The organism is Nocardia sp. NBC_00881 (assembly GCF_045207455.1).
In the GTDB taxonomy this organism is placed as follows: Bacteria; Actinomycetota; Actinomycetes; order Mycobacteriales; family Mycobacteriaceae; genus Nocardia.
Genome location: NZ_CP108798.1, coordinates 5,329,498 through 5,350,938, shown reverse-complemented (window position 1 = coordinate 5,350,938; position 21,441 = coordinate 5,329,498). Strand labels below are relative to the sequence as shown.

Genomic DNA, 21,441 nt, shown 5'->3' with positions numbered 1-21,441 from the left:
GCATTCGGGCACGTCGCGGCGTAGCGTTCGACCTGATCCGGCGGTGTGGCATCGACGCGGTAGCGGCTCGAACAAGAATATTGAACTTGAGCGGAACAGACTCAACCTTTCCAACGTTGAACGGTAAGGAACGGCGCCCGGCTGCGACGGCTTCGATCGGTGATCGCACCCGGAATCCGCTCGGCGCCGTGGGAATCGACTAGTAGGAAGGTGACTTGTGGACTCGTTCAATCCCACCACCAAGACCCAGGCGGCCCTGACGGCCGCACTGCAGGCGGCCTCCTCCGCGGGCAACCCGGAGATTCGTCCGGCGCACTTGCTGGTGGCGTTGCTGGACCAGACCGACGGCATAGCCGCACCCTTGCTGAAGGCCGTCGGAACGGATCCGGCGACCGTGCGGCGCGAGGCACAGGACATCGTGGACCGGCTGCCGAGGGCGACGGGCGCCACCACCACTCCCAACCTCGGCCGCGAGGCCCTTGCCGCGATCACTGCCGCCCAGCGTCTGGCCACCGAACTGGGTGACGAGTACGTCTCCACCGAGCACGTCATAGTCGGCCTCGCCGAGGGCGACTCGGACGTGACGATACTGCTCAGGAAGTACGGCGCCACCGCGGACGCGCTGCGCCAGGCGTTCACCGCCGTGCGCGGCAGCGCCCGGGTGACCAGCCCCGATCCGGAGGGCACCTACCAGGCACTGGAGAAGTACTCCACCGACCTCACCGAGGCCGCCCGCTCCGGCAAGCTCGACCCGGTGATCGGCCGGGACACCGAAATCCGCCGTGTGGTCCAGGTTTTGAGCCGTCGCACCAAGAACAATCCGGTGCTGATCGGCGAGCCGGGCGTCGGCAAGACCGCGATCGTCGAGGGCCTCGCCCAGCGCATCGTGGCCGGCGACGTCCCGGAGTCGTTGCGCGGCAAGTCCGTCGTCGCACTCGACCTCGGCGCGATGGTCGCGGGCGCGAAGTACCGCGGTGAATTCGAGGAGCGGCTCAAGGCGGTGCTGGAGGACATCAAGAACAGCGCGGGTCAGATCATCACGTTCATCGACGAACTGCACACCATCGTCGGCGCGGGCGCCACCGGTGAATCGGCGATGGACGCGGGCAACATGATCAAGCCCATGCTGGCGCGCGGTGAACTGCGCATGGTCGGCGCGACCACGCTGGATGAGTACCGCAAGCACATCGAGAAGGACGCCGCACTGGAGCGGCGTTTCCAGCAGGTGCTGGTCGGGGAGCCGTCGGTGGAGGACACCATAGGCATACTGCGCGGCATCAAGGAGCGCTACGAGGTGCACCACGGCGTGCGGATCACCGATTCCGCGCTGGTGGCCGCGGCCACGCTGTCCGACCGCTACATCACCTCCCGTTTCCTGCCGGATAAGGCGATCGATTTGGTCGACGAATCGGCCTCGCGGCTGCGCATGGAGATCGACTCGCGCCCGGTCGAGATCGACGAGGTCGAGCGCGCGGTGCGCCGCCTGGAAATCGAAGAGGTCGCGCTGAGTAAGGAGACCGACGAGGCCTCCAAGCAGCGTCTGGAGAAGCTGCGCCAGGAACTCGCCGACGACCGCGAGAAGCTGAACCAGCTGATGACACGCTGGCAGAACGAGAAGAGCGCGATCGATCAGGGCCGCGTGTTGAAAGAGGAGTTGGAATCGCTGCGCGGTGCGTCCGACCGGGCCGAGCGCGATGGCGATCTGGGCAAAGCGGCCGAGCTGCGATACGGCCGGATCCCCGCGCTGGAGAAGCAGCTCGCCGAGGCCGAAAAGGTTTCCGCGACAGCGGGAGACGGCGAGGTGATGCTCAAGGAGGAGGTCGGCCCGGACGACATCGCCGAGGTGGTGTCCTCCTGGACCGGCATCCCGGTGGGCCGGATGATGGAAGGCGAGACGCAGAAGCTGCTGCGGATGGAGCAGGAGCTCGGACGACGCGTGGTCGGGCAGTCCGAGGCGGTGCAGGCGGTGTCCGACGCGGTGCGCAGGGCGCGCGCCGGTGTCGCCGACCCGAACCGGCCGACCGGCTCGTTCATGTTCCTCGGCCCGACCGGCGTCGGCAAGACCGAGCTGGCCAAGGCGTTGGCGGACTTCCTGTTCGACGACGAGCGCGCCATGGTCCGGATCGACATGAGCGAGTACAGCGAGAAGCACGCGGTCGCAAGGCTGGTCGGCGCCCCACCCGGCTACGTCGGCTACGACCAAGGCGGTCAGCTCACCGAGGCGGTGCGCCGCAGGCCGTACACGGTCGTGCTGTTCGACGAGATCGAGAAGGCGCACCCGGATGTGTTCGACATCCTGCTGCAGGTGCTCGACGAGGGCAGGCTCACCGACGGACAGGGCCGCACGGTCGACTTCCGCAACACCATCCTGATCCTCACCTCCAACCTGGGCGCGGGCAGTGATCGTGAGCACGTCATGAACGCGGTGCGTTCGGCGTTCAAGCCGGAGTTCCTCAACCGCCTCGACGATGTGGTCATATTCCACGCGCTCGACGAGGAACAGTTGGAGAGCATCGTCGAAATCCAGCTCGACCAGCTGCAGAAGCGACTCGCACAGCGCAGGCTGCAGCTGGACGTCAGCGACTCGGCCAGGTTCTGGCTCGCCGTGCGCGGCTACGACCCCGTCTACGGCGCGCGTCCGCTGCGCAGGCTGATCCAGCAGGCCATCGGAGACACCCTGGCCAAGGAGCTGTTGGCGGGCGAAATCACCGACGGCGACGCGGTCAAGGTAACCGTCAGCCCTGACGGTGATGGCCTGATTGTCGGGCGCTGACTGACAACACCACGATCGCCACTCACCGCATCCTCATCGGCCCAATCCCTACTTCCGAGCGGAGCGAGACCGAGCATTGTCCGTTCGCGGCCCGAGCCAAGAGGGGGCCGCGAACACGCCGCGCCGCAGGCGCGGCAAAACCAACACGGCGCCGCAAATCGAACACCACCTACCCTGGACCCCATGACCAACCCGAACGATCCGTGGGGACAGCGGCCGGAGGATGCGCCGACCGAGCACCTGGGTCCGCCGGGCAAGTCCGGGTACGGCGAGCCGCCGCACACCACGGAGTACACCGATGTGTACGGCACCGGAGCGCCCTCGGAATATCCCGCGACCGAGCAGTACGGGTCGTGGGCGGCGCCCGGGCCGAACGCCACGCGCGAGTTCCCCGCCTACGACCCCCAGCAGGCCGCTTACCAGGGCAGTTACGGTGATCCGAGGGTGGGCTCCGCGATGCAGCCCGGCGCCGGGCAGCCTCCGGAGCAACCGCGACCGCCCCGGCGGAACACCGGACTGTGGATCGCGCTCGCCATCGGCGTCGTGCTGTTGATCGGCGCGGTCGGTGTGGTCGCCGGTGTTCTGCTCGGCGGCAAGGATTCGCCCTCGGCGAGCAGTGCGGGCGCCTCGTCGGTGCTCACCACGAGCAAGTCCGTCCCCGGCACCCGTAGCCCTCGGCCGACCCCGCCCAGCGGGATCCCGAGCGTGCCCGGCCTCGGCGACATCGAGGGCCTCGGAGCGACCATGGGCACCATCACCGCCAACAACGGAGGCACACTGACCGTCAGCACGGTGCTCGGCGACACGGTCACCGTGCGTACCGACGCGAACACCCAGGTGATCTCGCTGTCCGGCACCAAGGTCTCCGATCTGCCCAACGGCGAGATCGTGTTGATCCAGGGCGACAAGGCCGCGGACGGATCGATTCAGGCGAAGGTCATCGTCAGCACGTCGCTACGGGGAGGCGGGCGATGAGCGAACCGACGTGCCACGACTCGGTGACGGGCCTTCGTCCGGTGCCGACAGGCGGCTGCTTCGCCTTCGCTCGGCCCGGCGCGGGCCCAATGGCGGACCATGTCCGGCCGCGCCTATTAGGCTAGGCGGCGATGACGGCAATGTGGTTCGGGTTGGCGACGATCGCGCTCGTGGGCGCGATCGTGTTGCTGTATTTCGATCGGATCCAGCGGCAGCGGACCGGTCACGCGCGGCAGGTCTGGGCGAAGTCCCAGAGCTATACCTACGTATCGGTGGAGCCTGCGCTGGCCTCCACGTGGCGGCGTGGCGCGCTGGCCAAACTGGGCTATCTCTCCGCGGTCGACGTGGTCTCCGGCATTCGCAAGGGCGAGAAGTTCGTGCTGTTCGACCTGGAGGATTCCGCGACGCTGGTCGCGGTTCGCCGCCAGATCGGCTCGGACATCGACGTCGACATGCGGCTGAAGACCGCCTCCCCGCCCAAAGATCACGATCTGGAACTGCTCGGCGCTATCGGCGACCGGGTGGTCTTCGCGACCAATCCCGAGATCGCCAGGCACGCGGTCGATCAACGGATGGTCGCCTTCATCGAGGCGCTGCCCGACACCGTGCAGATGCTCTGGAGCGAGGGCAACTGGACGCTGGGCATGCTGTCGGTCGGTACCTCCTCGCGGGACTGGGAGACCGCGATCGACGCGGTGCTCCGCCTGTCCGGCCTGCTGCACGTGTTGCCTCCGGTCAGCGAGCCGCGCTTCGACGGCGGCGGACACGACCCGGGTCGTCCACGTCCGCGCGGTCGCCGGCAGGAGGACGAGCCGGAGACCCATGGGGACGACCCTTCGGCCGGTTCCGCCAGGCCGCAACCGCCACGGGCACGCAAGGACGAATACGACGAGCAGTCGTTCGCGCAGGATTCCTACGCGGCCGATCAGGACGACCGCGCGCCACTCACGGACGAGGCCGCGCCGGAACCTTCGCGTCGCCCATCGCTCGCGGTGGTGCCGAACGCGCGAGTCCGTGACGACCGCCGGGCTGTCGATGAGAATTGGCGCGAGTCCGACGACTGGCCGCCGCGCGAGGAGCGGGACGTTCGTCCGGCTGCGGACGACTGGACCGGCGAGGAGTCCGAGCCTCGCGAGCCACCGCGCGCGGAGCGCCCGGCCGAGCCGCCCGGCGGACCGTTCCATCCTGGATTCCGTCCCTACCAGGGACCCGTGCCGAAGTGACCGGCTGGGCTCCTGCCGTAGCCGTTTCCGCACGCTTCCGTCCGATCGAGCGATCATGACCGAGCATGCGCATCTCCGTCTGCCCGGCGCCACCCGCCCGGTCGCCGTGATCACCGGCCCTACCTCTGGCATCGGTCAGGGCTACGCGACCCGTCTGGCTTCGCTCGGCTACGACCTGGTGCTGGTCGCGAGGGACGAGCCGCGCCTCGAAGCGCTCGCGACCGAACTGGAGAACCGGTTCGCTACCCGCTCGCAGGTGCTCGTCGCGGATCTCGCGCGGGAGTCCGACCGTGAGCGGGTAGCGGCGCGACTGGGTGAGGGCGTCGAATTCCTGGTCAACAATGCGGGATTCGCGAACTCGGGGGAGTTCTGGACCCTGCCCGCCGCGCAGTTGCAGGCGCAGCTGGATGTCAACGTGGTGGCGGTTGTGCGGTTCACCAGGGCCGCGCTGCCGTCGATGATCACCGCGGCCAAAGGCTGCGTCGTCAACGTGGGCAGCGTCGCGGGCCTGATCCCCGGGCGCGGCTCGACATATTCGGCGTCCAAGGCGTACGTCGTATCCTTCACGGAAGGGTTGGCGGGCGGATTGGTCGGCACCGGGGTGCGGGTCCAAGCTTTGTGCCCGGGATTCGTGCACACGGAATTTCATGAGCGAGCCGGTATCGAGATGTCGTCGCTGCCGAAAGCGTTGTGGCTGAGTGTCGACCAGGTGATCACCAGCTCTCTGACGGATCTGGAGAAGGGCCGGGTGCTCAGCGTGCCTGGTATGCAGTACAAAGCGCTCACCACCGTCGCCGGAATGATCCCGCGAACCCTGGCGGCCCGACTGAATCGCGGCCTGTTCGCCGCACGCGGAAGGACGTAGACCATGATCAACCAGGTGATTACCAATGATCGGGACAGATTGGCCGCGCTGGTGCGCGAGCTTGCCGTGGTGCACGGCAGAGTCACCCTGTCCTCGGGTAAGGAGGCCGACTACTACGTCGACCTGCGCCGCGCCACCCTGCATCACAGCGCGGGCCCGTTGATCGGCAAGCTGCTACGCGAGCTGGTCGCGGACTGGGAATTCGACGCCGTCGGCGGTCTGACCATGGGTGCCGACCCGGTCGCGCTGGCCGTGATGCACGCTCCCGGCCGCCCCATCGATGCCTTCGTGGTGCGTAAAGCGGCGAAGACACACGGCATGCAACGCCAGATCGAGGGCCCCGACATCATCGGCAAACGGGTCTTGGTTGTCGAGGACACCACCACCACCGGAAACTCGCCGCTGACCGCGGTGCGCGCGCTGCGTGACGCGGGCGCCACCGTCGTCGGCGTCGCCACCGTCGTCGACCGGGAAACCGGCGCCGACCAGGTGATCGCGGCCGAGGGATTGGAGTACCGGTCGATCCTCGGACTCGACGACCTCGCCCTGGGATAGCCTGGACGATGGTCTGGTTTTTCGGGAAAGGTGAAGGTCGCGTGAGTCACCAGTGGTGAGCATTGCAGTCAGAAGGAGCCGCGAAAACGTCGCGATGCTCGGAATCGGCGCTTATCGACCCAAGCGCCTGGTCAGCAATGTAGAAGTGTGCGAGGTGCTGGACTCCACCGACGAGTGGATCTACGAGCGGACCGGTGTCCGCAACCGTCGGTGGATCAGCGGTGACGAGACACTGCGGTCGATCGCGGCAGCGGCGGGCGAGCGCGCGATCGTCAACAGCGGCATCGACCGGTCGAAGATCGGCGCGTTGATCCTGGCTACGTCGACCTGGCTCAAACTCACCCCGCACGGCGCGCCATCGGTCGCCTACGACATCGGTATCAACGGGATCGCTGCGTTCGACCTGACTTCCGGGTGCGGCGGTTTCGGATACGGTCTCGGCGTGGCCGCCGACATGATCCGGTCCGGTTCCGCGGAATACGTGCTGCTCATCGGCGCCGAGACGATGACCGTCGGGCTCGATCCCACTGACCGCGGTACCGCGATGATCTTCGGTGACGGCGCGGGCGCCGTAGTGGTCGGGCCGAGCGAGGAGAACGGCATCTCCCCGACAGTGTGGGGTAGCGACGGCGAGAACGCGGCCGCCATCACGCAAGACATCGACTTCCTCGAATACATGCACCGGGCGCAGTCCATGCAGGGCCTCGACCCGGAGGCCGAGCCGGTCGGCCGGATGTCGCTGCGTATGGAGGGCTCGCGCGTCTTCCGCTGGGCCGCGGTCACTCTGCCGCGGGCGCTGTCCACCGCGCTGGAGGTTTCCGGCGTGGCCAAGGAGGACATCGAGGTTTTCGTCCCCCACCAGGCCAACTCCCGGATCAACGAGCTGATGAAGAAGAACCTCGGCCTCGCCGACGACATCCCGATGGCCAATGACATCGAGAACTCCGGCAACACCTCGGCCGCCTCGATTCCGCTCGCGGTCGAGGAGATGCTGGTGACCGGCAAGGCCAAGGGCGGCCAGACCGCGCTGCTGCTCGGTTTCGGCGCCGGGCTGAGCTACGCGGGTCAGGTCGTCACGCTGCCGCCCGCACCGGTCGAGCCGAGTTTCTAGCCGATGCGGCCGTTCCGAGCCGGATTTCTCGCCGCGGCGGCGATCACCGTCTACGGTGCCGTCACCGGGAGGAAGCAGGCGCAGTGGATTGCGAAACCGCTGCTGATGCCCCTACTTGCGGCAGATGTCGCGACCGAGGGGACCGAATTGGCGCCCGCCGAGCGCACTATGCTCATCGGGTCGCTCGGCGCCGCGACGGTCGGTGACATCCTGCTCATCGACCCGGACAACGATCGTCGGCTGATCGCGGGTGCGTCGAGTTTCGCAGTGATGCAGGCCGGCTACTCGACGCTGTGGTGGCGGATGGGCGGCCGACCGACCGCCGGAATCGTCGCCCCACGTGTGGCCGCATGGGTGGGGGCTGCCGGGTTGCTGCGGGTCAAGGCGCCGTCGGTGGCGGTGCCGCTCACGGCGTATGGCGCCACCCTGGGGTTCGCGGCAGTGCTGGCCTCGGATCGCACACTGGCACCCGCGGCGAAAAACGTTGGGGGCGTGAATGTTCCCGGTGCGGATCCGCGCAGCCGCCTAGGATTGGGGGCGCTGCTGTTTACCGTCTCGGACGGGCTCATCGTGCTGCGAAGGTTGTTCACGCGAGGCGAGCGGGCTCGCCGGATCACCGAAGGCGTCATCCTGGCGACCTACGCGGCCGCACAGTATCTGCTCGCAGATCCGAAGGCGCATGTGAAGGTTGCCGTCCCGGAGGGGATCACAGCACCAGGATGATGCGGTCCCGGTTCGCGGGATCGACGCGGATCGAGATGGTCTCGCCGACAACGAGCCGGGGTTTGTCGGCTGGGGCTGCATCGAAAACGACTGTCCCCCGGTAACTTTCGGAGCCCGGTACGGTCAGCTCGAGATCCAACTCGGTGATTTCGGTGTGGTGGTCGGTAAGCTCCAGCCGATGCACGCGCTCGACGGTCGCCCAGCCCTCCAAGCCGTGCCGCCACAGCTGCCGGTCCTCCTTCGACGGCCGCACCGCCAGCATCATCCCGATCCCGACGCACGAGCCGAACAGCCCGACCAGCGCCACGATCTGATACGGCACGGTTCCCGGGGGCGTCCGGTGCACCACCCACCCCAGCCAGAACGCGAGCAACACGAGATACGCGGCCGTTATGCCGAGCACCGTCCGCAGTATCCGCCCGTGGTCCATACCAGCCTCCACCCAGACTGTGAGACCTCCAGGATAGGCGCGTGCCACCCCGCGCCGCGTCGCTACCGGCCCGCGCGGTTACTGGTCAGCGCGGTGATATCGATCGTGATCGGTGTCCCGGCGAGATCCAGCGTCGCTCGGCCGGACTGCTCGGCGACCAGCTCGTAGTCGCCTTCGATCAGACGGTGGGCAGTCAGGCTGGCAGGCTCGTCGAGGTCGATCAGCCAGTAATGCTCGATGCCGGCCTCGGCGTACTCGAAGAACTTGGTGACGCGGTCGGTGCGCTTGGAGCCGACGGACAGGATTTCGACGGCCAACAGGACATCGGCGGCGTCCCAACGAGACAGATTGGCGTCGATACCCGCAGCGGGCACCACAAGCACGTCGGGAACCCGAATGGTCGGGTATGGGCCGGGCTCGATCACCATTTCCGACTCAGTGAGTACGCCGTGGGTCCGAGGCAGCTGCGGTTCCAGTTGCGCGGCAAGCCGCCAGATCGCGCGCTGATGTTGCGACACCGGCCTCGGTGACACGACCAGAATCCCCTCGACGAGCTCATAACTACGACTGCTGTCCTCCGGCAGCGCGACCCAGTCCTCCAGGGTCAGCAGATGATCGGGCCAGTGCACGTCGACGGTCATCGCTTCCTCCCTCCCCGCACGGATACCGCGTTGTGGCCAAGTCTGGCACAGCCCACCGACACGACCGCACGTTGTCACCGTCTGAGTCGCAATACCGCCGGCGCGGCCGTGGTGGGTGTCGGAGGGTGGAGACCGAGTTTGCCGATACCTGCTGCGCGCGCCCTTCCGTACCGGGTCATGGACTCCATGGTTGTAGCGTGGGCGTTCGAGTGAGCTGACCGCCGAATGTGTGGTGTAGCCGGCCGCACCAGCTACCATCCTGCTGATGAGCTACCCCCCGCAGCCGCCGCCGTACGGCTATCCGGCCTACGGTGCCTACGGATCGCAACCGGATCATCCACAGGCCACCACGATTCTTATTCTCGGGATCCTGAGCCTCGTGCTCTGTCAGCTGGTCGGGCCATTTGCCTGGGTGATGGGCAAGCGGGCGCTCAACGAGATCGACGCCTCGGGTGGCGCCATCGGAGGCCGGGGGAACGTCAACGCAGGCTACATCTGCGGCATCATCGCAACGGTGCTGCTCATCCTCAGCCTGTCGGTCGTCGTGCTGGTCGTGGTACTCGGTGTGCTGGGCGTCCTCGAAGGAAGCTCGAGTTCCAGCTACTGAACCAGGCCGTCGACGGCGCGGTGGCCGGAATTAGCATCGTGGTGGTGAATCATTCAGTGCCGGACGCGGCCGAGCAGGACCTGACCGGGCCGACGGAGTGGGGTGCGCATCCGCACGGTGTCGGTCCGTGGGAAAGCGAGCACGCCGAGCCGCCGCCGGACGATCCGCGTCTGGATTCCGAGCTGCTGGCGGGCGGCGATCGCCGCAATGTGGTCGACGCCTACCGGTACTGGACCCGTGAGGCGATCGTCGCCGACATCGATCGGCGAAGGCACCCGTTCCACATCGCCATCGAGAACTTCGGGCACGACGCGAACATCGGAACGGTGGTCCGCACGGCGAATGCCTTCGCCGCCGCGGCCGTGCACATCGTGGGCAGGCGGCGGTGGAATCGCCGTGGCGCCATGGTGACCGACCGCTATCAGCACATCGAGCACCACACCGATGTCGGCGAACTGCTGGTGTTCGCCGAACGGGCGGGGCTGACGGTGGTGGCCGTGGACAACGTGCCCGGCTCCGTCCCCCTGGAGACGGTTTCGTTGCCGCGGGCCTGCCTGCTGCTGTTCGGCCAGGAAGGCCCGGGTGTCACCGAGCACGCCAAAGCCGCGGCGACGATGACGGTGTCGATCGCGCAGTTCGGTTCCACGCGCAGCATCAACGCGGGCGTGGCCGCTGGGATCGCGATGCACGCGTGGATCCGTCAACACGCCGACCTCACGACGGCGTGGTGAGCGCGCGGCACGCCGTCGTGAGGTCCGAGTACCCAGCGATTCTCGGACACTCCGGATGTGGTTGTCAGGTGCTGCTTTCCTCGCGGTCGATCTGTTAGTTCTCGGCGTCGCGTTCAATCGTGACGCGTTCCCCGCCGACCCCTACCGTCGACGGCTCGTCCGGCTTGTGCCCGGACCGGCACCTCTCATCCCGCTTGCGGCATGACGGTGGTGTCGTCCAAGGCGCTGACGAGGGGGGTCAGTCGCTGGAGTTCTTCCAGATGTACGGCGCTGAGCGAGGCCAGGACTTCCTTGCCCGCCTCGGTCAGCGTGAGGTGGACGACGCGGCGGTCCTTGCCCTGCTCCCGTTTGCGGGCGACGAGGCCGAGTTGCTCGGTGCGATCGATCAGTTGCACCACGCTGTGGTGGCGGGTGCACAAGTATCCGGCGATCTCTCCGACGCTGGGCCCGCCGGGATCGGAATGCCCTCGGATCGCCAGTAGCAGTTGGTGCTGGGTGTCGGTGAGTCCCACTTCGGCTGCCCGGCGCTCACTCCAACGTAGGAGCTGGCGAAGCCCGGCGCGGAACGTCAGCAATCTCGAGTACTCCTGGTCGGTGAGGTGTTCAGGCGATGACATGGACCCTTGCGTCATAGAGTGATAATATCACGGCATGATATACGAGTGAGTGGCGATCAGGACGAGCCGTGTTTCGCGGCCGATCGCGGGCCGCCCCGGCTCGGGAGGGCTTCGACTCGCCACTACGTCTGAAGGGTGGTGGAGAATATGAGTAGTGAAACCATGATGAGTCGGCATCCCGACATCGTGGAGTTGCGGGAGAAGTACGAGCGCGCTTCGGAGGCGCCGGACGCCCAGGCGGTCACCGGCCTGCTGTTTTTGACCGGTCTCTACATCGCGATTTCCCCCTGGGTCGTCGGATTCAACGGGTTTTCGACCTTGACCGGCAACAACCTCATCGTCGGGATCGCCCTCGCGATGCTGGCTCTCGGCTTCGCCTCGGTGTACGGCCGGACCCACGGCATCGTCTGGGCTGCTCCGCTCATCGGCCTCTGGACGATCCTGGCTCCCTGGGTCGTCAGCGGCGACGTCGATACCGCATCGACGATCTGGAACAACGTGGTCGCCGGCGCAATCGCTGTGCTGCTCGGTCTGGGCTCGATGTTCCTCGGAATGAGCCGGACTGGACGACTCACCGGCGAGGCGCCGCCTGCGAGTGCGACTCGAACCCAGCGGCCGTCCGGGCTTCCGCCGGAGACTTCCACGCGGTGAAACGAAGCGGGCGCGCCACTGGTTTCCGTGCCGGCATGGACCCGGTCGGGCAGGACTGGCGGCCGTGGGCGGCATGAAGTCACCAGGCCTGTGTTCGAGGTCGGCGAAGCGGTCCGCAGCCGCATCACCGTGTGCGGTGATGCGGCTGCGGCGGGCACCGGTCTCGGCAGTGGCGGCTGGTGTCCTCACGACGGCGCGGTGAGCCGCGCGGCACGCCGCGAACAGGAGATCTTCCTGCGGGAAGTGGAAGCGGCACGATTTCACATCACTTCTGTAACAAATCGGGCGCGTGAATCCGTTCTCGGCTGGCACTATATGACCCATGACCTCGCGGAGCGACGATATCGAGGTGCCGCGCGCGCAGAACGGGGATCAGGCCCCGCAGCCCGCGGCACCGCGTCCGCCGATCAGTCGTTCCCAGGCGGGCAGGGACGCGGTGGCGTCTCCGACCCTGTGGTCCGAACGGGCGGATATGTTCGAATCCGCGATCGTCTCGCGTCACCTGCGCGCGCTGTGGGCGCTGCCCGGCACGGAACTGGGGGTCGTCGGGTGGCCCGCCACGAAGCGGGAGCGGGTTTTCGGCTCGTGGCACTACTGGTGGCAGGCGCATCTGATCGACTGCGTGACCGACGCTGCGAACAGAGTGCCGACTCTGGTGCGCCGCAAGCGGATTGCCGCCCTCGCGCGCTCGCATCGGATCCGCAACATCACCGGCTGGACCAACAGCTACTACGACGACATGGCCTGGCTGGCGATCGCGCTCGAACGCGCCGAGCGCACCCAGGGTATCGGTGCGGCGCGCAGCGCACTGGTCGCTCTGGAGAAAGCGCTCCACGCGGGTTGGAAGCCGGAGACCGGCGGCGGCCTGCCTTGGCGCGTCGGTTCAGATTATTTCAACGCGCCCGCCAACGGTCCCGCCGCTATCGCGCTACTGCGACTCGGACGGATCGAGCGCGCCCAGGAGATGGCCGACTGGCTGGACGAGACGCTGCGGGACACGGGGACCGGGCTGATCCTCGATGGCATTCATCTGCCGTCTGGTGAGATCGAACGGCCCGTCTTCACCTACTGCCAGGGCGTGGTACTCGGACTGGAGACCGAGTTGGCCGTGCAGACCGGCGAGCCTCGGCACACCGAGCGCGTGCACCGGCTGCTCGCCGCCGTCGAGGAGCACATGACCACCCGCGGTGTCGTGAACGGCGGCGGTGGCGGCGACGGCGGATTATTCAATGGCATCCTGGTCCGCTACCTGGCGCTGGTCGCGCTGATGCTGCCGGGCGAGGACCGTCAGCAGGTCGCCGATCGGCGTGCGGCGGCCGCGATCGTGCGTGCGTCCGCCACGGCGGCCTGGGCGAACCGGCTCGACGTCGAGGGTGAGCCGCTGTTCGGGCACGATTGGAGTAGGCCCGCGCAACTTCCTGGCGGCAGTGCGGGGGCCGGATATTTCACCTCCGGTGGTTCGGTGACCTCATCCAAGGTCCCCGAACGCGACCTGTCCGTGCAGCTGTCCGGTTGGCTGCTCATGGAGGCGGCCTACCTGGTCAGTGCAGCGGGCCTCTGACCGCCCCGCGCCTCACCTCTCGGTTTCCAGCAGAGCGCTCGGCGCGCCTTCCATCGCGAAATCCTCTGCGGGCCGAGACATTTCCTGCCGGTAGTGCCGAACGCCGAGCGCGGTCCCGATGACAAGGCCGACCACCAGCGTGCCGATCACGATCGGCATCAGCCACGGGATCCCTTCCAGGAAGCTTCCCGCGTAGTAGCCGATGAGCAGCAGTACCGGCGCCCAGATAATCGCGCCGACGGTACTGGCCACGGTGAACTTGCGGTGGTCCATCCGCGCCGCGCCCGCGACCGAAGGGCACAGCGTGCGCACCCACGGAATCCACCTGGCAACCAGTACCGCCACGAACCCGTGCCGGTGCAACAACTCCGTCACCCGTTGCAGGTTGCGGACGTTGATGTATCTGCCGTCCTTGCGGGCGACCAGATGCTGACCGGTCCGGTGCCCGATCACGTATCCGACCTGGTTGCCCGCGATGGCCGCGACCATCGCACCCAGCGACAGTGCCCACACGTGGGCTTCGTTGGACGCGTTGGACGCCATCACGATGCCGGCGGTGATCAGCATGGAGTCGCCGGGCAGAAACAGCCCGAGGATCACAGCGCATTCCAGGAAGACAAAGGTCAACACCACTGTCCAGACGAGCGCGGGGCCCGCCGACATCAGCGGATCGAAACTGCCCACAGCTAGGGGCGACGACGCCATGGACACCGGCTCAGCGGGTCGGCTCGTTCGTCGAGGCGGCCAGCTCGGCCTCGACCGCTGGCGCCTCGGGTCCACCGCGGTCGAGCAGCTTCCGCCCTACCGCAATGACGCCCGGCAGAATCGACACGAACACGATGAGCAGGAAAATCGCCTCGACGTGGTCCCTGATGAAGGCGACGTTGCCGAGGAAGTAGCCCAGCACCGTGACGCCGCCGCCCCACAGGATCGCGCCGACGATGTCGAAGGCGACGAACTTGCGGTAGTCCATCTTGGACACACCGGCCAGCACCGGCATGAAAGTCCGCACGATCGGCACGAACCTGGCCAGGATGATCGTCTTGGGACCGTGCTTCTCGAAGAACTCGTGCGTCTCCGTCACGTAGTGCTTCTTGAAGAAGCGGGTGTCCTCTTTGTGGAAGAGCGCGGGCCCGATGGCCCGGCCGATCCAATACCCACATTGGTCACCGGCGAATGCGATCAGCGCGACGGCGGGCACCAGTACCCAGATCGAGACCGGAGGATGCGGCTGCGCTGACAGCAGGCCGCCGGTGAACAGCAGCGAGTCGCCGGGCAGGATCGGGAAGAGCAGACCGGTCTCGATGAAGACGATCACCAGGATCGCCGGGAGCACCGCGTTCTTGAGCCACGTCTCCGTGAGCAGGTGCATCGGGTCGAGTAACTCGGTAAGCGCGAGGTTACTCGTCACCGATTCCGTCGCTGCCTGCAGAATCACGTGGCCTCCTGTCCCGAAACGGCTGGCCTGCCTTGCTTACCACCGCGTCGGAAGCTGCCAGCGCAATTACCGGCACCACAGTACCGGCTACACCTGAGAAAGCTCTCGCTGTGCGCGAAAATTGCCCGCCGGCCAACTCCGCACTCCCTCCCTGCATACCAGGCCAAACACTGCTGCCTTAGGGTGATGGCAGACAAAATAGGTCTTTCGCCGCAACAACACGGAGGTCTTACTGTGCCCATCGCGACTCCGGAGGTCTACGCCGAGATGCTCGGTCGGGCCAAAGCCAATTCCTTCGCTTTCCCGGCCATCAACTGCACGTCGTCGGAGACGATCAACGCGGCCATCAAGGGTTTCGCGGATGCGGGCAGTGACGGCATCATCCAGTTCTCCACCGGCGGTGCCGAGTTCGGTTCCGGCCAGGGTGTGAAGGAGATGGTGACCGGCGCGGTCGCGCTGGCCGAGTTCGCGCACGTGATCGCCGCGAAGTACGACGTGACCATCGCGCTGCACACCGACCACTGCCCGAAGGACAAGCTCGACAGCTTCGTGCGCCCGCTGATCGCCATCTCCCAGGAGCGGGTGAACGCCGGCCGGAACCCGCTGTTCCAATCGCACATGTGGGACGGCTCCGCGATCCCGATCGACGAGAACCTGGAGATCGCGAAGGAACTGCTGAAGGCGACGCACGCCGCCAACATCATCCTCGAGGTCGAGATCGGCGTCGTCGGCGGCGAAGAGGACGGCGTCGAGGCCGAGATCAACGAGAAGCTCTACACCTCACCCGAGGACTTCGAGAAGACCATCGACGCGCTCGGTGCGGGTGAGAACGGCAGGTATCTGCTCGCCGCCACCTTCGGCAATGTGCACGGTGTGTACAAGCCGGGCAACGTAGTGCTCAAGCCCGAGGTGCTGGCCGAGGGCCAGCGCGTCGCCGTGGCCAAGCTCGGCGTCGGCGCCGACGCGCAGCCGTTCGACTTCGTGTTCCACGGCGGTTCGGGCTCGCTGAAGTCCGAGATCGAGGACTCGCTGCGCTTCGGCGTGGTGAAGATGAACGTCGACACCGACACCCAGTACGCGTTCACCCGCTCCGTCGCCGGGCACATGTTCACCAATTACGACGGCGTGCTCAAGATCGACGGCGAGGTCGGCAACAAGAAGGCCTACGACCCGCGCGGCTATCTGAAGAAGGCCGAGTCGGCGATGGCGGCGCGAGTCCTCGAGGCGTGCAATGATCTGAAGTCCGCGGGACGCTCGATCAGCGCCTGACCCGGTTACACCCTTCGGGGGGCTTGAAGCACATGAGTTTGGATGTGCGCGTGCTCGGGCCCGTGCGACTGCTTGTCGGCGATGAGCCGGTGGCGGTGGGCGGGCCCAAGCCGCGAGCTCTGCTTGCCGCGCTCGCCGTGAATCGGCGGCGAGCGGTGTCGTCGGCCGCGCTGGCCGACATGGTGTGGAACGAGGATCCGCCCGACTCCTATGCCGCCAGCCTGCAGGTGTTCGTCTCGAATATCCGCAAGGCACTGCGGAATTCGGGTGTGGACCCGGCGCAGGTGCTGCGCACCGAGTCCTCCGGCTACCGGCTGGAGATCGCCGATACCGCCTGCGATCTGGGGCGTTTCGAGGCGGCGCGGGAGGCGGGCACTCGCGCCGCCGAGATCGGCGATCACGCGGGCGCCGCGCAACTGTTCGGCGCGGCGTTGCGCGAGTGGAGCGGCCGGGCACTGGCCGACTTGGCTGGTCTGCAGTTCGCCGACGGTTTCGCCACTGCCATGGACGAGGAGCGTCTACTCGCCGCCTCGGCCCGAATCGATGCCGAAATTGCTTGTGGGCGTGCGTCTTCGGTGATCGGCGAGCTGGTCGCGATGACGACCGAGCATCCGCTGCGCGAACCGCTGTGGGGTCAGCTGATCAGCGCGCTGTATTTGTCCGGACGCCAGGCCGACGCGCTGGACGCGTGCAGACGGGTGCGTGCGGTGCTGGCCGACGAACTGGGCATCGATCCCGGGCCTGTGCTGGTCGATCTGGAACAGCGGGTGCTGCGGCAGGAGCCGCTGAACACGGTCGAACTGCGCCAGATCGAACGAATGGCCGCGGCGATGACCGAGACGGTCACCGAGATGCCGCGCGCGGTGCGCAGCGGGCAGTTACGGATGGACGGTCACGTGGTGGCGATCGCGCAGGGCGGTATACGCATCGGCCGGATGACCGACAACGACCTCGTTCTGGAGGATCCCAAGGTCAGCCGCTACCACGCGCACATCATGCCGAGTCGGGCCGGGCTGCTCATCAAGGATCTGCATTCGGCCAACGGCGTGTACGTCAACGACAATCCCATCGACACCGGCGCGCTGCTGGCCGACGGCGACCTGATTCGCATCGGCGCGACGATCCTGACCTTCGAGGCCGTGCACTGATCACAGGCGATCGGCGTCGCCGTTCCTCGGTGCCGGTGCCGGACGTGTCGGTTGGCCGGTTTCTGTCACCGAACAGGGTAAGGTCGCCTCCGCTGGTGCGTGTCCGACGGACTTCGAGGGGTACCTATGGCCATGCGATGGATGGCCGCGGTCGGCGTGGTTGTGGTCGGGGCGGGGGCGTTGCTGTACGCCGACCGACCTGCCGCCGCGGCACCGGGGGCGACCGGATCCGACCGTGGGGTCGGAGTGCCGGGCACTGGTCCGTGCGCGACCGATCCGGTGGCAGCCCATGAGCCGTTGGTGCCCAAGACACTCGAGGTGCCGATTCCGTATCCGGTGATCACCGTGCTCCCGCCGCAGCAGCCGGACGCCATACCGACGCGGACACGGATGGAGCTGCCGCCGGACCCGTGCGCCAATCCGTGCCCCGATCTCACCGACCTGCCCGGTGCGCCACCCGGACTCGGTGCGCTGGTCGGGATTCCGGAGATCCTGTTGAATCTCAAGCCTTTCCACTTCGCGATTCCCGGTCCGGGCCCGGATCCCGGCGCCGCGCCTCCGCCGCCCGCGCCGGTGCGGCCACCGGTCGAGACCGCGGCACAGTCGCCTGCCCGGCCGGCGCCGCGGATCGCGGCGGTGCGCGAGGTGGCCAAACTGACCGGCGCGAACTCGGTCAACCGCACGGACAAGCGCTGGCAGGTGGACGGCACCGATCTCGGAATCATGTGGGAGAGTGCGCCGGGCGAGATCGCGACCGCGTTCGGTGACACGGTCGGGCGCGGCTTCCATCCACCGGGTGGCATGGGAATGGATTGGCGTAGCAACGTGCTCGCCTTCAGCACCGACCGCGACTTGGCCGACGGGATGACCTACGACCGCATGGTCACCGACAGCCGGTGCCACGCGGCCGAGGTGCTCTCCAGCCGCAAGCTCGACAACGTCGAGGTCACCACGATCCCCACCTCCGGTTTCGCGGTGGGCGACCGACAGTACCTGAGCTACATGTCCATTCGGACCTGGAACAGCATTCCCGGCACGTTCTTCACCAACTACGGCGGTATCGCCTATTCCGACGACCACGGCCAGACTTGGACCAAGGACTCGCACGCCCGCTGGGACAACATCTTCGGTCTCGCGAATTTCCAAGTGAGCGCGATGGTTCCGCACGGCGATTACGTGTACATGTTCGGCACGCCCAACACTCGCCTCGGTGCGGTCGGCCTGGCCAGGGTGCCCAAGGACCAGATTCTCAACACCACTGCCTACCAATACTGGCGCGACGGCAGCTGGACACCGGTCGGCGGATTCGACTCCGCCACATCGATTGTGAACGGTCCGGCCGGTGAACTCTCGGTCCGCTTCGACGCTGCCCGCGACGTCTGGCAGATGAGCTATCTGGATACGGCCAAGGCCGCCATCGTCGTCCGCGAGGCGAATTCACCGCAGGGCGTGTGGTCGGAGAGCACGCCGACGGTGACCGTGCTGAACTACCCGGAGCTGTACGGCGGCTTCATCCACCCGTGGTCGTCCGGATCGGACTTCTACTTCACCATCTCGACCTGGAGCGACTACAACGTTTACCTGATGCGCGCCGTGCTGGGCGAGTGATCCTACGTGAACCGGACCTCGGCGAGCGCGCGGCCGAACAGCTTGCGGCCCTCGAAAGTGCCGCCGAGCAGGATGGTCGCGGTTCGCGTGTGCGGGTCGAGCGACTTGACCCGGCCGGTGAAGTCCACCGTGCTTGCCGCGTCCGCGGCGACCGGGACGAAGCCCGAGAACCGCACGCTGAACTTCCGGATGGCGATCGGATCGCCCAGCCAGGAAGTCAGATAGCCGCCCGCGAGGCCCATCGTCAGCATGCCGTGCGCGACGACGGTCGGCAGCCCCGCAAGGTGCGCGGCCTGATCGCTGAAGTGGATCGGGTTGGCGTCGCCGGAGACGCCCGCGTAGTTGGCCAGGTCGCCGCGGGTGAGCCGGAATGTGGCGCCGGGCAGCCGATCGCCGACGGTGAGTTCGTCGAAGGCGGGCACCGTCCACACCGGCGCGATCGCGTAATCGGTCGGCTCGGTCAGCGGGCTGACACCGAGCGGAACCAGCACATCGTTGTGGGCCAGATCTGGTGCGGCCGTCTCGGTATCGTTCGAATGCCCGTGCATCATGATGTTCTCGGCCACGTGGTCGAGGTTCGCGTCGGCCTGCACGCCGCGGCGCGCGACGATCGTGGTCGATCCGATGATGGTGACCTCGTCGTGCTGGTTGGTCAGCGCGAACCGCAACACGATGAAGTCGTTGTCGCCGAACTTGCGGATCGACTCGATCACGATCTCGCAGCCGAGCCGGTCGCCGGCCAGGATCGGCCGGTAGGTCTCGAAGACCTGATCGGTCTGCAGGATCTGGGACAGGTCGTAGTCGGTGAGCACCGATTCGAGCAGCGTCCTTGTCCGACTCATGCCGACGACCGACGCGAAGGTCGGTGGCGCGATGATCCCGTCATAGCCGAGCGCGTATGCGTCCGCTTCCCGCTGATGAGCCCCGTGGTGGTTCTGCACCGCGCGGGCGAACTCGCGGACCTTCTCCCGGCCGACCTCGTAATGATCGAGTGCCCGGAACCGTTGTCCTTCCGGCTCCAGCACCGCCACGGCGTCGAAGTCTGTCCGCGTCATCGTTTGTTCCCTGCCCATGATCCGGGCCATGCTACTGGCGAACCGGACCATTGACCAGGTAAGTGTGACGTGCGCGACCAGGAATCGATGTGTGTTCCTATCGAGTCTCCAGGTGGTCACTGGGTGCTGGAGGGCGGGTCGCAGACCTTCCATCCGTCGTCGGTTCGCTGCAGGTCGAAAGTGCGTGCCGACCGCTTCGTCGGGTCGGCTTCGGTGTACACCGTGGCCTGCGCGATGGCGGTGTTGTCGGTGATGCGGATGGCATCGATACTGTCCACCACGGGGATGCTCCTGCGCTCCATCGACAGGGTGTGCACGCCGGCGAACTGGTCATTGGGGATGCCCTGATAGAAGTCGTGCAGCGGACCGCAGGTGGTCTCGCGCAGGGTGACCAGGTTGCCGGTCTTCAGTGCCTGGGTGTAGTCGGTGATGGCGGCGCGGACCTGCGCCTCCGGTGAGTTGTCGGAGTTCGTGACAAGCGCCGCGATCACCGCGACCAGCACAATCACCAGTACGGCTGCCGCACCCGCGGCGATCAGCCACCGATTGGATCGCGTGGTCGAGGTGAGGGTGTCGGACGCGGTCCGTGGTGGCGGGGCGATGCGCTGCGGCTGGGCGATCAGCCGAGGCTGTGGCGGGCGGGGGCCCGCCAGTGGCTGTGCGGGCACGGTCTGCTGGACGTCTGCGGGCGAGGGGGCTGTCGCCCCCTGCCGCGGCTTGCCTGGTGGGCGTTGCGGAGTCTCCCCGACCGGTCCCGGTGCATGCTGTGGGTGTGTCGCCGGGCCCTGCGGTCCAGGTTGCTTCGGCCCGGACGCCGGACGCGGCGTGCTCGGCGGCTTGGTGATCGGCACCGGCCCCGCCGCACGCGGGACAACGCGATCGGTACCTGCCTTGCCGCTGCCGTCGGCGGCCCGCTGGATCGGCAGCGCGACAGTCTGCGCGTCGTCCAGATCGACCACGGGCATCGCCATGGTCACCGCGTCCGAACCAGGCGGGATCTGATCATCCTCCGCCGCCGGCGTCTCGGCCTGCGCCTTGCCCGCCTCCGGGCCACCGGGCTCGCTCGGCGGTTGCGGCCTGCGCATCACCTCCGTCGCGGCATCCCCGCCGCCCGCCTGCTCCGAGTCGTTCTGCCGGATCGCCGCTGTCTCCGCTTCTGAGCCCGCGGTCCCGGAGGCGCCTGCCGCCTCGGCGGGGGTTCCAGCCGCCGCACCGCTTCGGGGGGCTGAACTGCTCGTAGATGCGGGTCCATCCGTCGACGGGGAACCGCTCGGGGGTGCGGCTTTGCCCGTCGCCGCGGCTTTGTCCGCTGCGGTATCAGGCGCCGTACCGCTTGCTGCGCGGGGACCACCGGCTGATGCGGAACTCACTGCGGACTCGGCGCCATCCGTCGACGCGGAACCGCTCGGTGACGTGGACTCGTCCGCCGTACCGGCAGCGGTGGAGCGCGCTGGCGCGGA

21 protein-coding genes are annotated in these 21,441 nt (G+C 67.3%); 14 read left to right on the top strand and 7 right to left on the bottom strand.

Going from position 1 to position 21,441, the window contains the following annotated elements; genetic code table 11:
- The first annotated feature begins 217 nt into the window (after positions 1–217).
- From clpB to OH799_RS22800, 7 genes are all read left to right on the top strand, one after another.
- Complete coding sequence (gene clpB, locus OH799_RS22830) at positions 218–2,773, top strand: ATP-dependent chaperone ClpB (RefSeq protein WP_406267618.1); 2,556 nt, start codon at positions 218–220, stop codon at positions 2,771–2,773.
- A 183-nt stretch (positions 2,774–2,956) separates the two neighbouring features.
- Entirely contained in the window at positions 2,957–3,748 is a 792-nt protein-coding gene (locus OH799_RS22825; RefSeq protein ID WP_406267615.1) for a DUF5666 domain-containing protein, read from the top strand.
- 131 nt (positions 3,749–3,879) lie between these two features.
- Complete coding sequence (locus OH799_RS22820; protein WP_406267612.1) at positions 3,880–4,971, top strand: hypothetical protein; 1,092 nt, start codon at positions 3,880–3,882, stop codon at positions 4,969–4,971.
- Positions 4,972–5,026: 55 nt separating this feature from the next.
- Positions 5,027–5,836, top strand: a complete 810-nt coding sequence (locus tag OH799_RS22815; RefSeq protein ID WP_406267609.1) for an SDR family NAD(P)-dependent oxidoreductase — start codon at positions 5,027–5,029, stop codon at positions 5,834–5,836.
- 3 nt (positions 5,837–5,839) lie between these two features.
- Entirely contained in the window at positions 5,840–6,391 is a 552-nt protein-coding gene (pyrE, locus tag OH799_RS22810) for an orotate phosphoribosyltransferase (protein WP_406267606.1), read from the top strand.
- A 52-nt stretch (positions 6,392–6,443) separates the two neighbouring features.
- Entirely contained in the window at positions 6,444–7,502 is a 1,059-nt protein-coding gene (locus OH799_RS22805; RefSeq protein ID WP_406267603.1) for a beta-ketoacyl-ACP synthase 3, read from the top strand.
- Between the two features lie 3 nt (positions 7,503–7,505).
- Positions 7,506–8,225, top strand: a complete 720-nt coding sequence (locus OH799_RS22800; RefSeq protein WP_406267601.1) for a lysoplasmalogenase — start codon at positions 7,506–7,508, stop codon at positions 8,223–8,225.
- On the opposite strand, the gene OH799_RS22795 is transcribed toward OH799_RS22800, so the two are convergent.
- Both OH799_RS22795 and OH799_RS22790 read right to left on the bottom strand, forming a co-directional pair.
- Positions 8,209–8,655, bottom strand: a complete 447-nt coding sequence (locus OH799_RS22795; RefSeq protein WP_406267598.1) for a hypothetical protein — start codon at positions 8,653–8,655, stop codon at positions 8,209–8,211. The genes OH799_RS22800 and OH799_RS22795 overlap by 17 nt on opposite strands.
- 62 nt (positions 8,656–8,717) lie before the next feature.
- Positions 8,718–9,296, bottom strand: coding sequence for a Uma2 family endonuclease (locus tag OH799_RS22790; RefSeq protein ID WP_406267595.1), 579 nt, complete (start codon positions 9,294–9,296; stop codon positions 8,718–8,720).
- A gap of 265 nt (positions 9,297–9,561) precedes the next feature.
- Here OH799_RS22790 and OH799_RS22785 point away from each other — a divergent pair, with 265 nt between their 5' ends.
- Both OH799_RS22785 and OH799_RS22780 read left to right on the top strand, forming a co-directional pair.
- Positions 9,562–9,903, top strand: a complete 342-nt coding sequence (locus OH799_RS22785; protein ID WP_406267591.1) for a DUF4190 domain-containing protein — start codon at positions 9,562–9,564, stop codon at positions 9,901–9,903.
- A gap of 44 nt (positions 9,904–9,947) precedes the next feature.
- The gene (locus tag OH799_RS22780; RefSeq protein WP_406267588.1) at positions 9,948–10,634 is read left to right on the top strand and encodes a TrmH family RNA methyltransferase; all 687 of its coding nucleotides are present in this window, start codon (positions 9,948–9,950) and stop codon (positions 10,632–10,634) included.
- Between the two features lie 185 nt (positions 10,635–10,819).
- On the opposite strand, the gene OH799_RS22775 is transcribed toward OH799_RS22780, so the two are convergent.
- Positions 10,820–11,266: a MarR family winged helix-turn-helix transcriptional regulator gene (locus tag OH799_RS22775; RefSeq protein WP_406267585.1), complete on the bottom strand. Its 447-nt coding sequence runs from the start codon at positions 11,264–11,266 to the stop codon at positions 10,820–10,822.
- Positions 11,267–11,398: 132 nt separating this feature from the next.
- Between OH799_RS22775 and OH799_RS22770 the strand changes: the two genes are divergently transcribed.
- Entirely contained in the window at positions 11,399–11,902 is a 504-nt protein-coding gene (locus OH799_RS22770) for an SPW repeat protein (protein WP_406267583.1), read from the top strand.
- Positions 11,903–12,374: 472 nt separating this feature from the next.
- A complete protein-coding gene (locus OH799_RS22765) occupies positions 12,375–13,463 on the top strand; it encodes a glycoside hydrolase family 76 protein (protein WP_406282404.1) in 1,089 nt (362 codons plus the stop codon).
- Positions 13,464–13,475: 12 nt separating this feature from the next.
- On the opposite strand, the gene OH799_RS22760 is transcribed toward OH799_RS22765, so the two are convergent.
- Both OH799_RS22760 and OH799_RS22755 read right to left on the bottom strand, forming a co-directional pair.
- The gene (locus tag OH799_RS22760) at positions 13,476–14,168 is read right to left on the bottom strand and encodes a DedA family protein (protein ID WP_406267580.1); all 693 of its coding nucleotides are present in this window, start codon (positions 14,166–14,168) and stop codon (positions 13,476–13,478) included.
- A gap of 10 nt (positions 14,169–14,178) precedes the next feature.
- Positions 14,179–14,835, bottom strand: a complete 657-nt coding sequence (locus OH799_RS22755) for a DedA family protein (RefSeq protein WP_406282400.1) — start codon at positions 14,833–14,835, stop codon at positions 14,179–14,181.
- A gap of 300 nt (positions 14,836–15,135) precedes the next feature.
- Here OH799_RS22755 and fbaA point away from each other — a divergent pair, with 300 nt between their 5' ends.
- From fbaA to OH799_RS22740, 3 genes are all read left to right on the top strand, one after another.
- Positions 15,136–16,170: a class II fructose-bisphosphate aldolase gene (gene fbaA, locus OH799_RS22750; RefSeq protein ID WP_406267576.1), complete on the top strand. Its 1,035-nt coding sequence runs from the start codon at positions 15,136–15,138 to the stop codon at positions 16,168–16,170.
- 32 nt (positions 16,171–16,202) lie between these two features.
- On the top strand, positions 16,203–17,318 hold the full coding sequence (locus OH799_RS22745; protein ID WP_406267572.1) for a BTAD domain-containing putative transcriptional regulator: 1,116 nt from the start codon (positions 16,203–16,205) through the stop codon (positions 17,316–17,318).
- A 126-nt stretch (positions 17,319–17,444) separates the two neighbouring features.
- Positions 17,445–18,926 (top strand): DUF4185 domain-containing protein, encoded by a 1,482-nt coding sequence (locus OH799_RS22740; RefSeq protein WP_406267569.1) that lies wholly within the window; start codon positions 17,445–17,447, stop codon positions 18,924–18,926.
- A gap of 2 nt (positions 18,927–18,928) precedes the next feature.
- Here the strand turns inward: OH799_RS22740 and OH799_RS22735 are convergent, their stop codons facing one another.
- The gene (locus OH799_RS22735) at positions 18,929–19,981 is read right to left on the bottom strand and encodes a fused (3R)-hydroxyacyl-ACP dehydratase subunits HadA/HadB (protein WP_406267566.1); all 1,053 of its coding nucleotides are present in this window, start codon (positions 19,979–19,981) and stop codon (positions 18,929–18,931) included.
- A gap of 116 nt (positions 19,982–20,097) precedes the next feature.
- Positions 20,098–21,066: a hypothetical protein gene (locus OH799_RS22730; RefSeq protein WP_406267563.1), complete on the bottom strand. Its 969-nt coding sequence runs from the start codon at positions 21,064–21,066 to the stop codon at positions 20,098–20,100.
- Between the last annotated feature and the right edge of the window lie 375 nt (positions 21,067–21,441).

What these genes read in the sequence shown, in the direction of transcription:
- OH799_RS22740 (WP_406267569.1), top strand. Translation starts at nt 17,445, where the DNA reads ATGGCCATGCGATGGATGGCCGCGGTCGGCGTGGTTGTGGTCGGGGCG.
- OH799_RS22800 (WP_406267601.1), top strand. Translation starts at nt 7,506, where the DNA reads ATGCGGCCGTTCCGAGCCGGATTTCTCGCCGCGGCGGCGATCACCGTC.
- OH799_RS22765 (WP_406282404.1), top strand. Translation starts at nt 12,375, where the DNA reads ATGTTCGAATCCGCGATCGTCTCGCGTCACCTGCGCGCGCTGTGGGCG.
- OH799_RS22730 (WP_406267563.1), bottom strand. Translation starts at nt 21,066, where the DNA reads ATGCGCAGGCCGCAACCGCCGAGCGAGCCCGGTGGCCCGGAGGCGGGC.
- OH799_RS22785 (WP_406267591.1), top strand. Translation starts at nt 9,562, where the DNA reads ATGAGCTACCCCCCGCAGCCGCCGCCGTACGGCTATCCGGCCTACGGT.
- OH799_RS22825 (WP_406267615.1), top strand. Translation starts at nt 2,957, where the DNA reads ATGACCAACCCGAACGATCCGTGGGGACAGCGGCCGGAGGATGCGCCG.
- OH799_RS22820 (WP_406267612.1), top strand. Translation starts at nt 3,880, where the DNA reads ATGACGGCAATGTGGTTCGGGTTGGCGACGATCGCGCTCGTGGGCGCG.
- pyrE (WP_406267606.1), top strand. Translation starts at nt 5,840, where the DNA reads ATGATCAACCAGGTGATTACCAATGATCGGGACAGATTGGCCGCGCTG.
- OH799_RS22745 (WP_406267572.1), top strand. Translation starts at nt 16,203, where the DNA reads ATGAGTTTGGATGTGCGCGTGCTCGGGCCCGTGCGACTGCTTGTCGGC.
- OH799_RS22795 (WP_406267598.1), bottom strand. Translation starts at nt 8,655, where the DNA reads ATGGACCACGGGCGGATACTGCGGACGGTGCTCGGCATAACGGCCGCG.
- OH799_RS22815 (WP_406267609.1), top strand. Translation starts at nt 5,027, where the DNA reads ATGACCGAGCATGCGCATCTCCGTCTGCCCGGCGCCACCCGCCCGGTC.
- OH799_RS22790 (WP_406267595.1), bottom strand. Translation starts at nt 9,296, where the DNA reads ATGACCGTCGACGTGCACTGGCCCGATCATCTGCTGACCCTGGAGGAC.
- OH799_RS22755 (WP_406282400.1), bottom strand. Translation starts at nt 14,835, where the DNA reads ATGCACCTGCTCACGGAGACGTGGCTCAAGAACGCGGTGCTCCCGGCG.
- OH799_RS22735 (WP_406267566.1), bottom strand. Translation starts at nt 19,981, where the DNA reads ATGACGCGGACAGACTTCGACGCCGTGGCGGTGCTGGAGCCGGAAGGA.
- OH799_RS22760 (WP_406267580.1), bottom strand. Translation starts at nt 14,168, where the DNA reads ATGGCGTCGTCGCCCCTAGCTGTGGGCAGTTTCGATCCGCTGATGTCG.
- OH799_RS22770 (WP_406267583.1), top strand. Translation starts at nt 11,399, where the DNA reads ATGAGTAGTGAAACCATGATGAGTCGGCATCCCGACATCGTGGAGTTG.
- OH799_RS22775 (WP_406267585.1), bottom strand. Translation starts at nt 11,266, where the DNA reads ATGACGCAAGGGTCCATGTCATCGCCTGAACACCTCACCGACCAGGAG.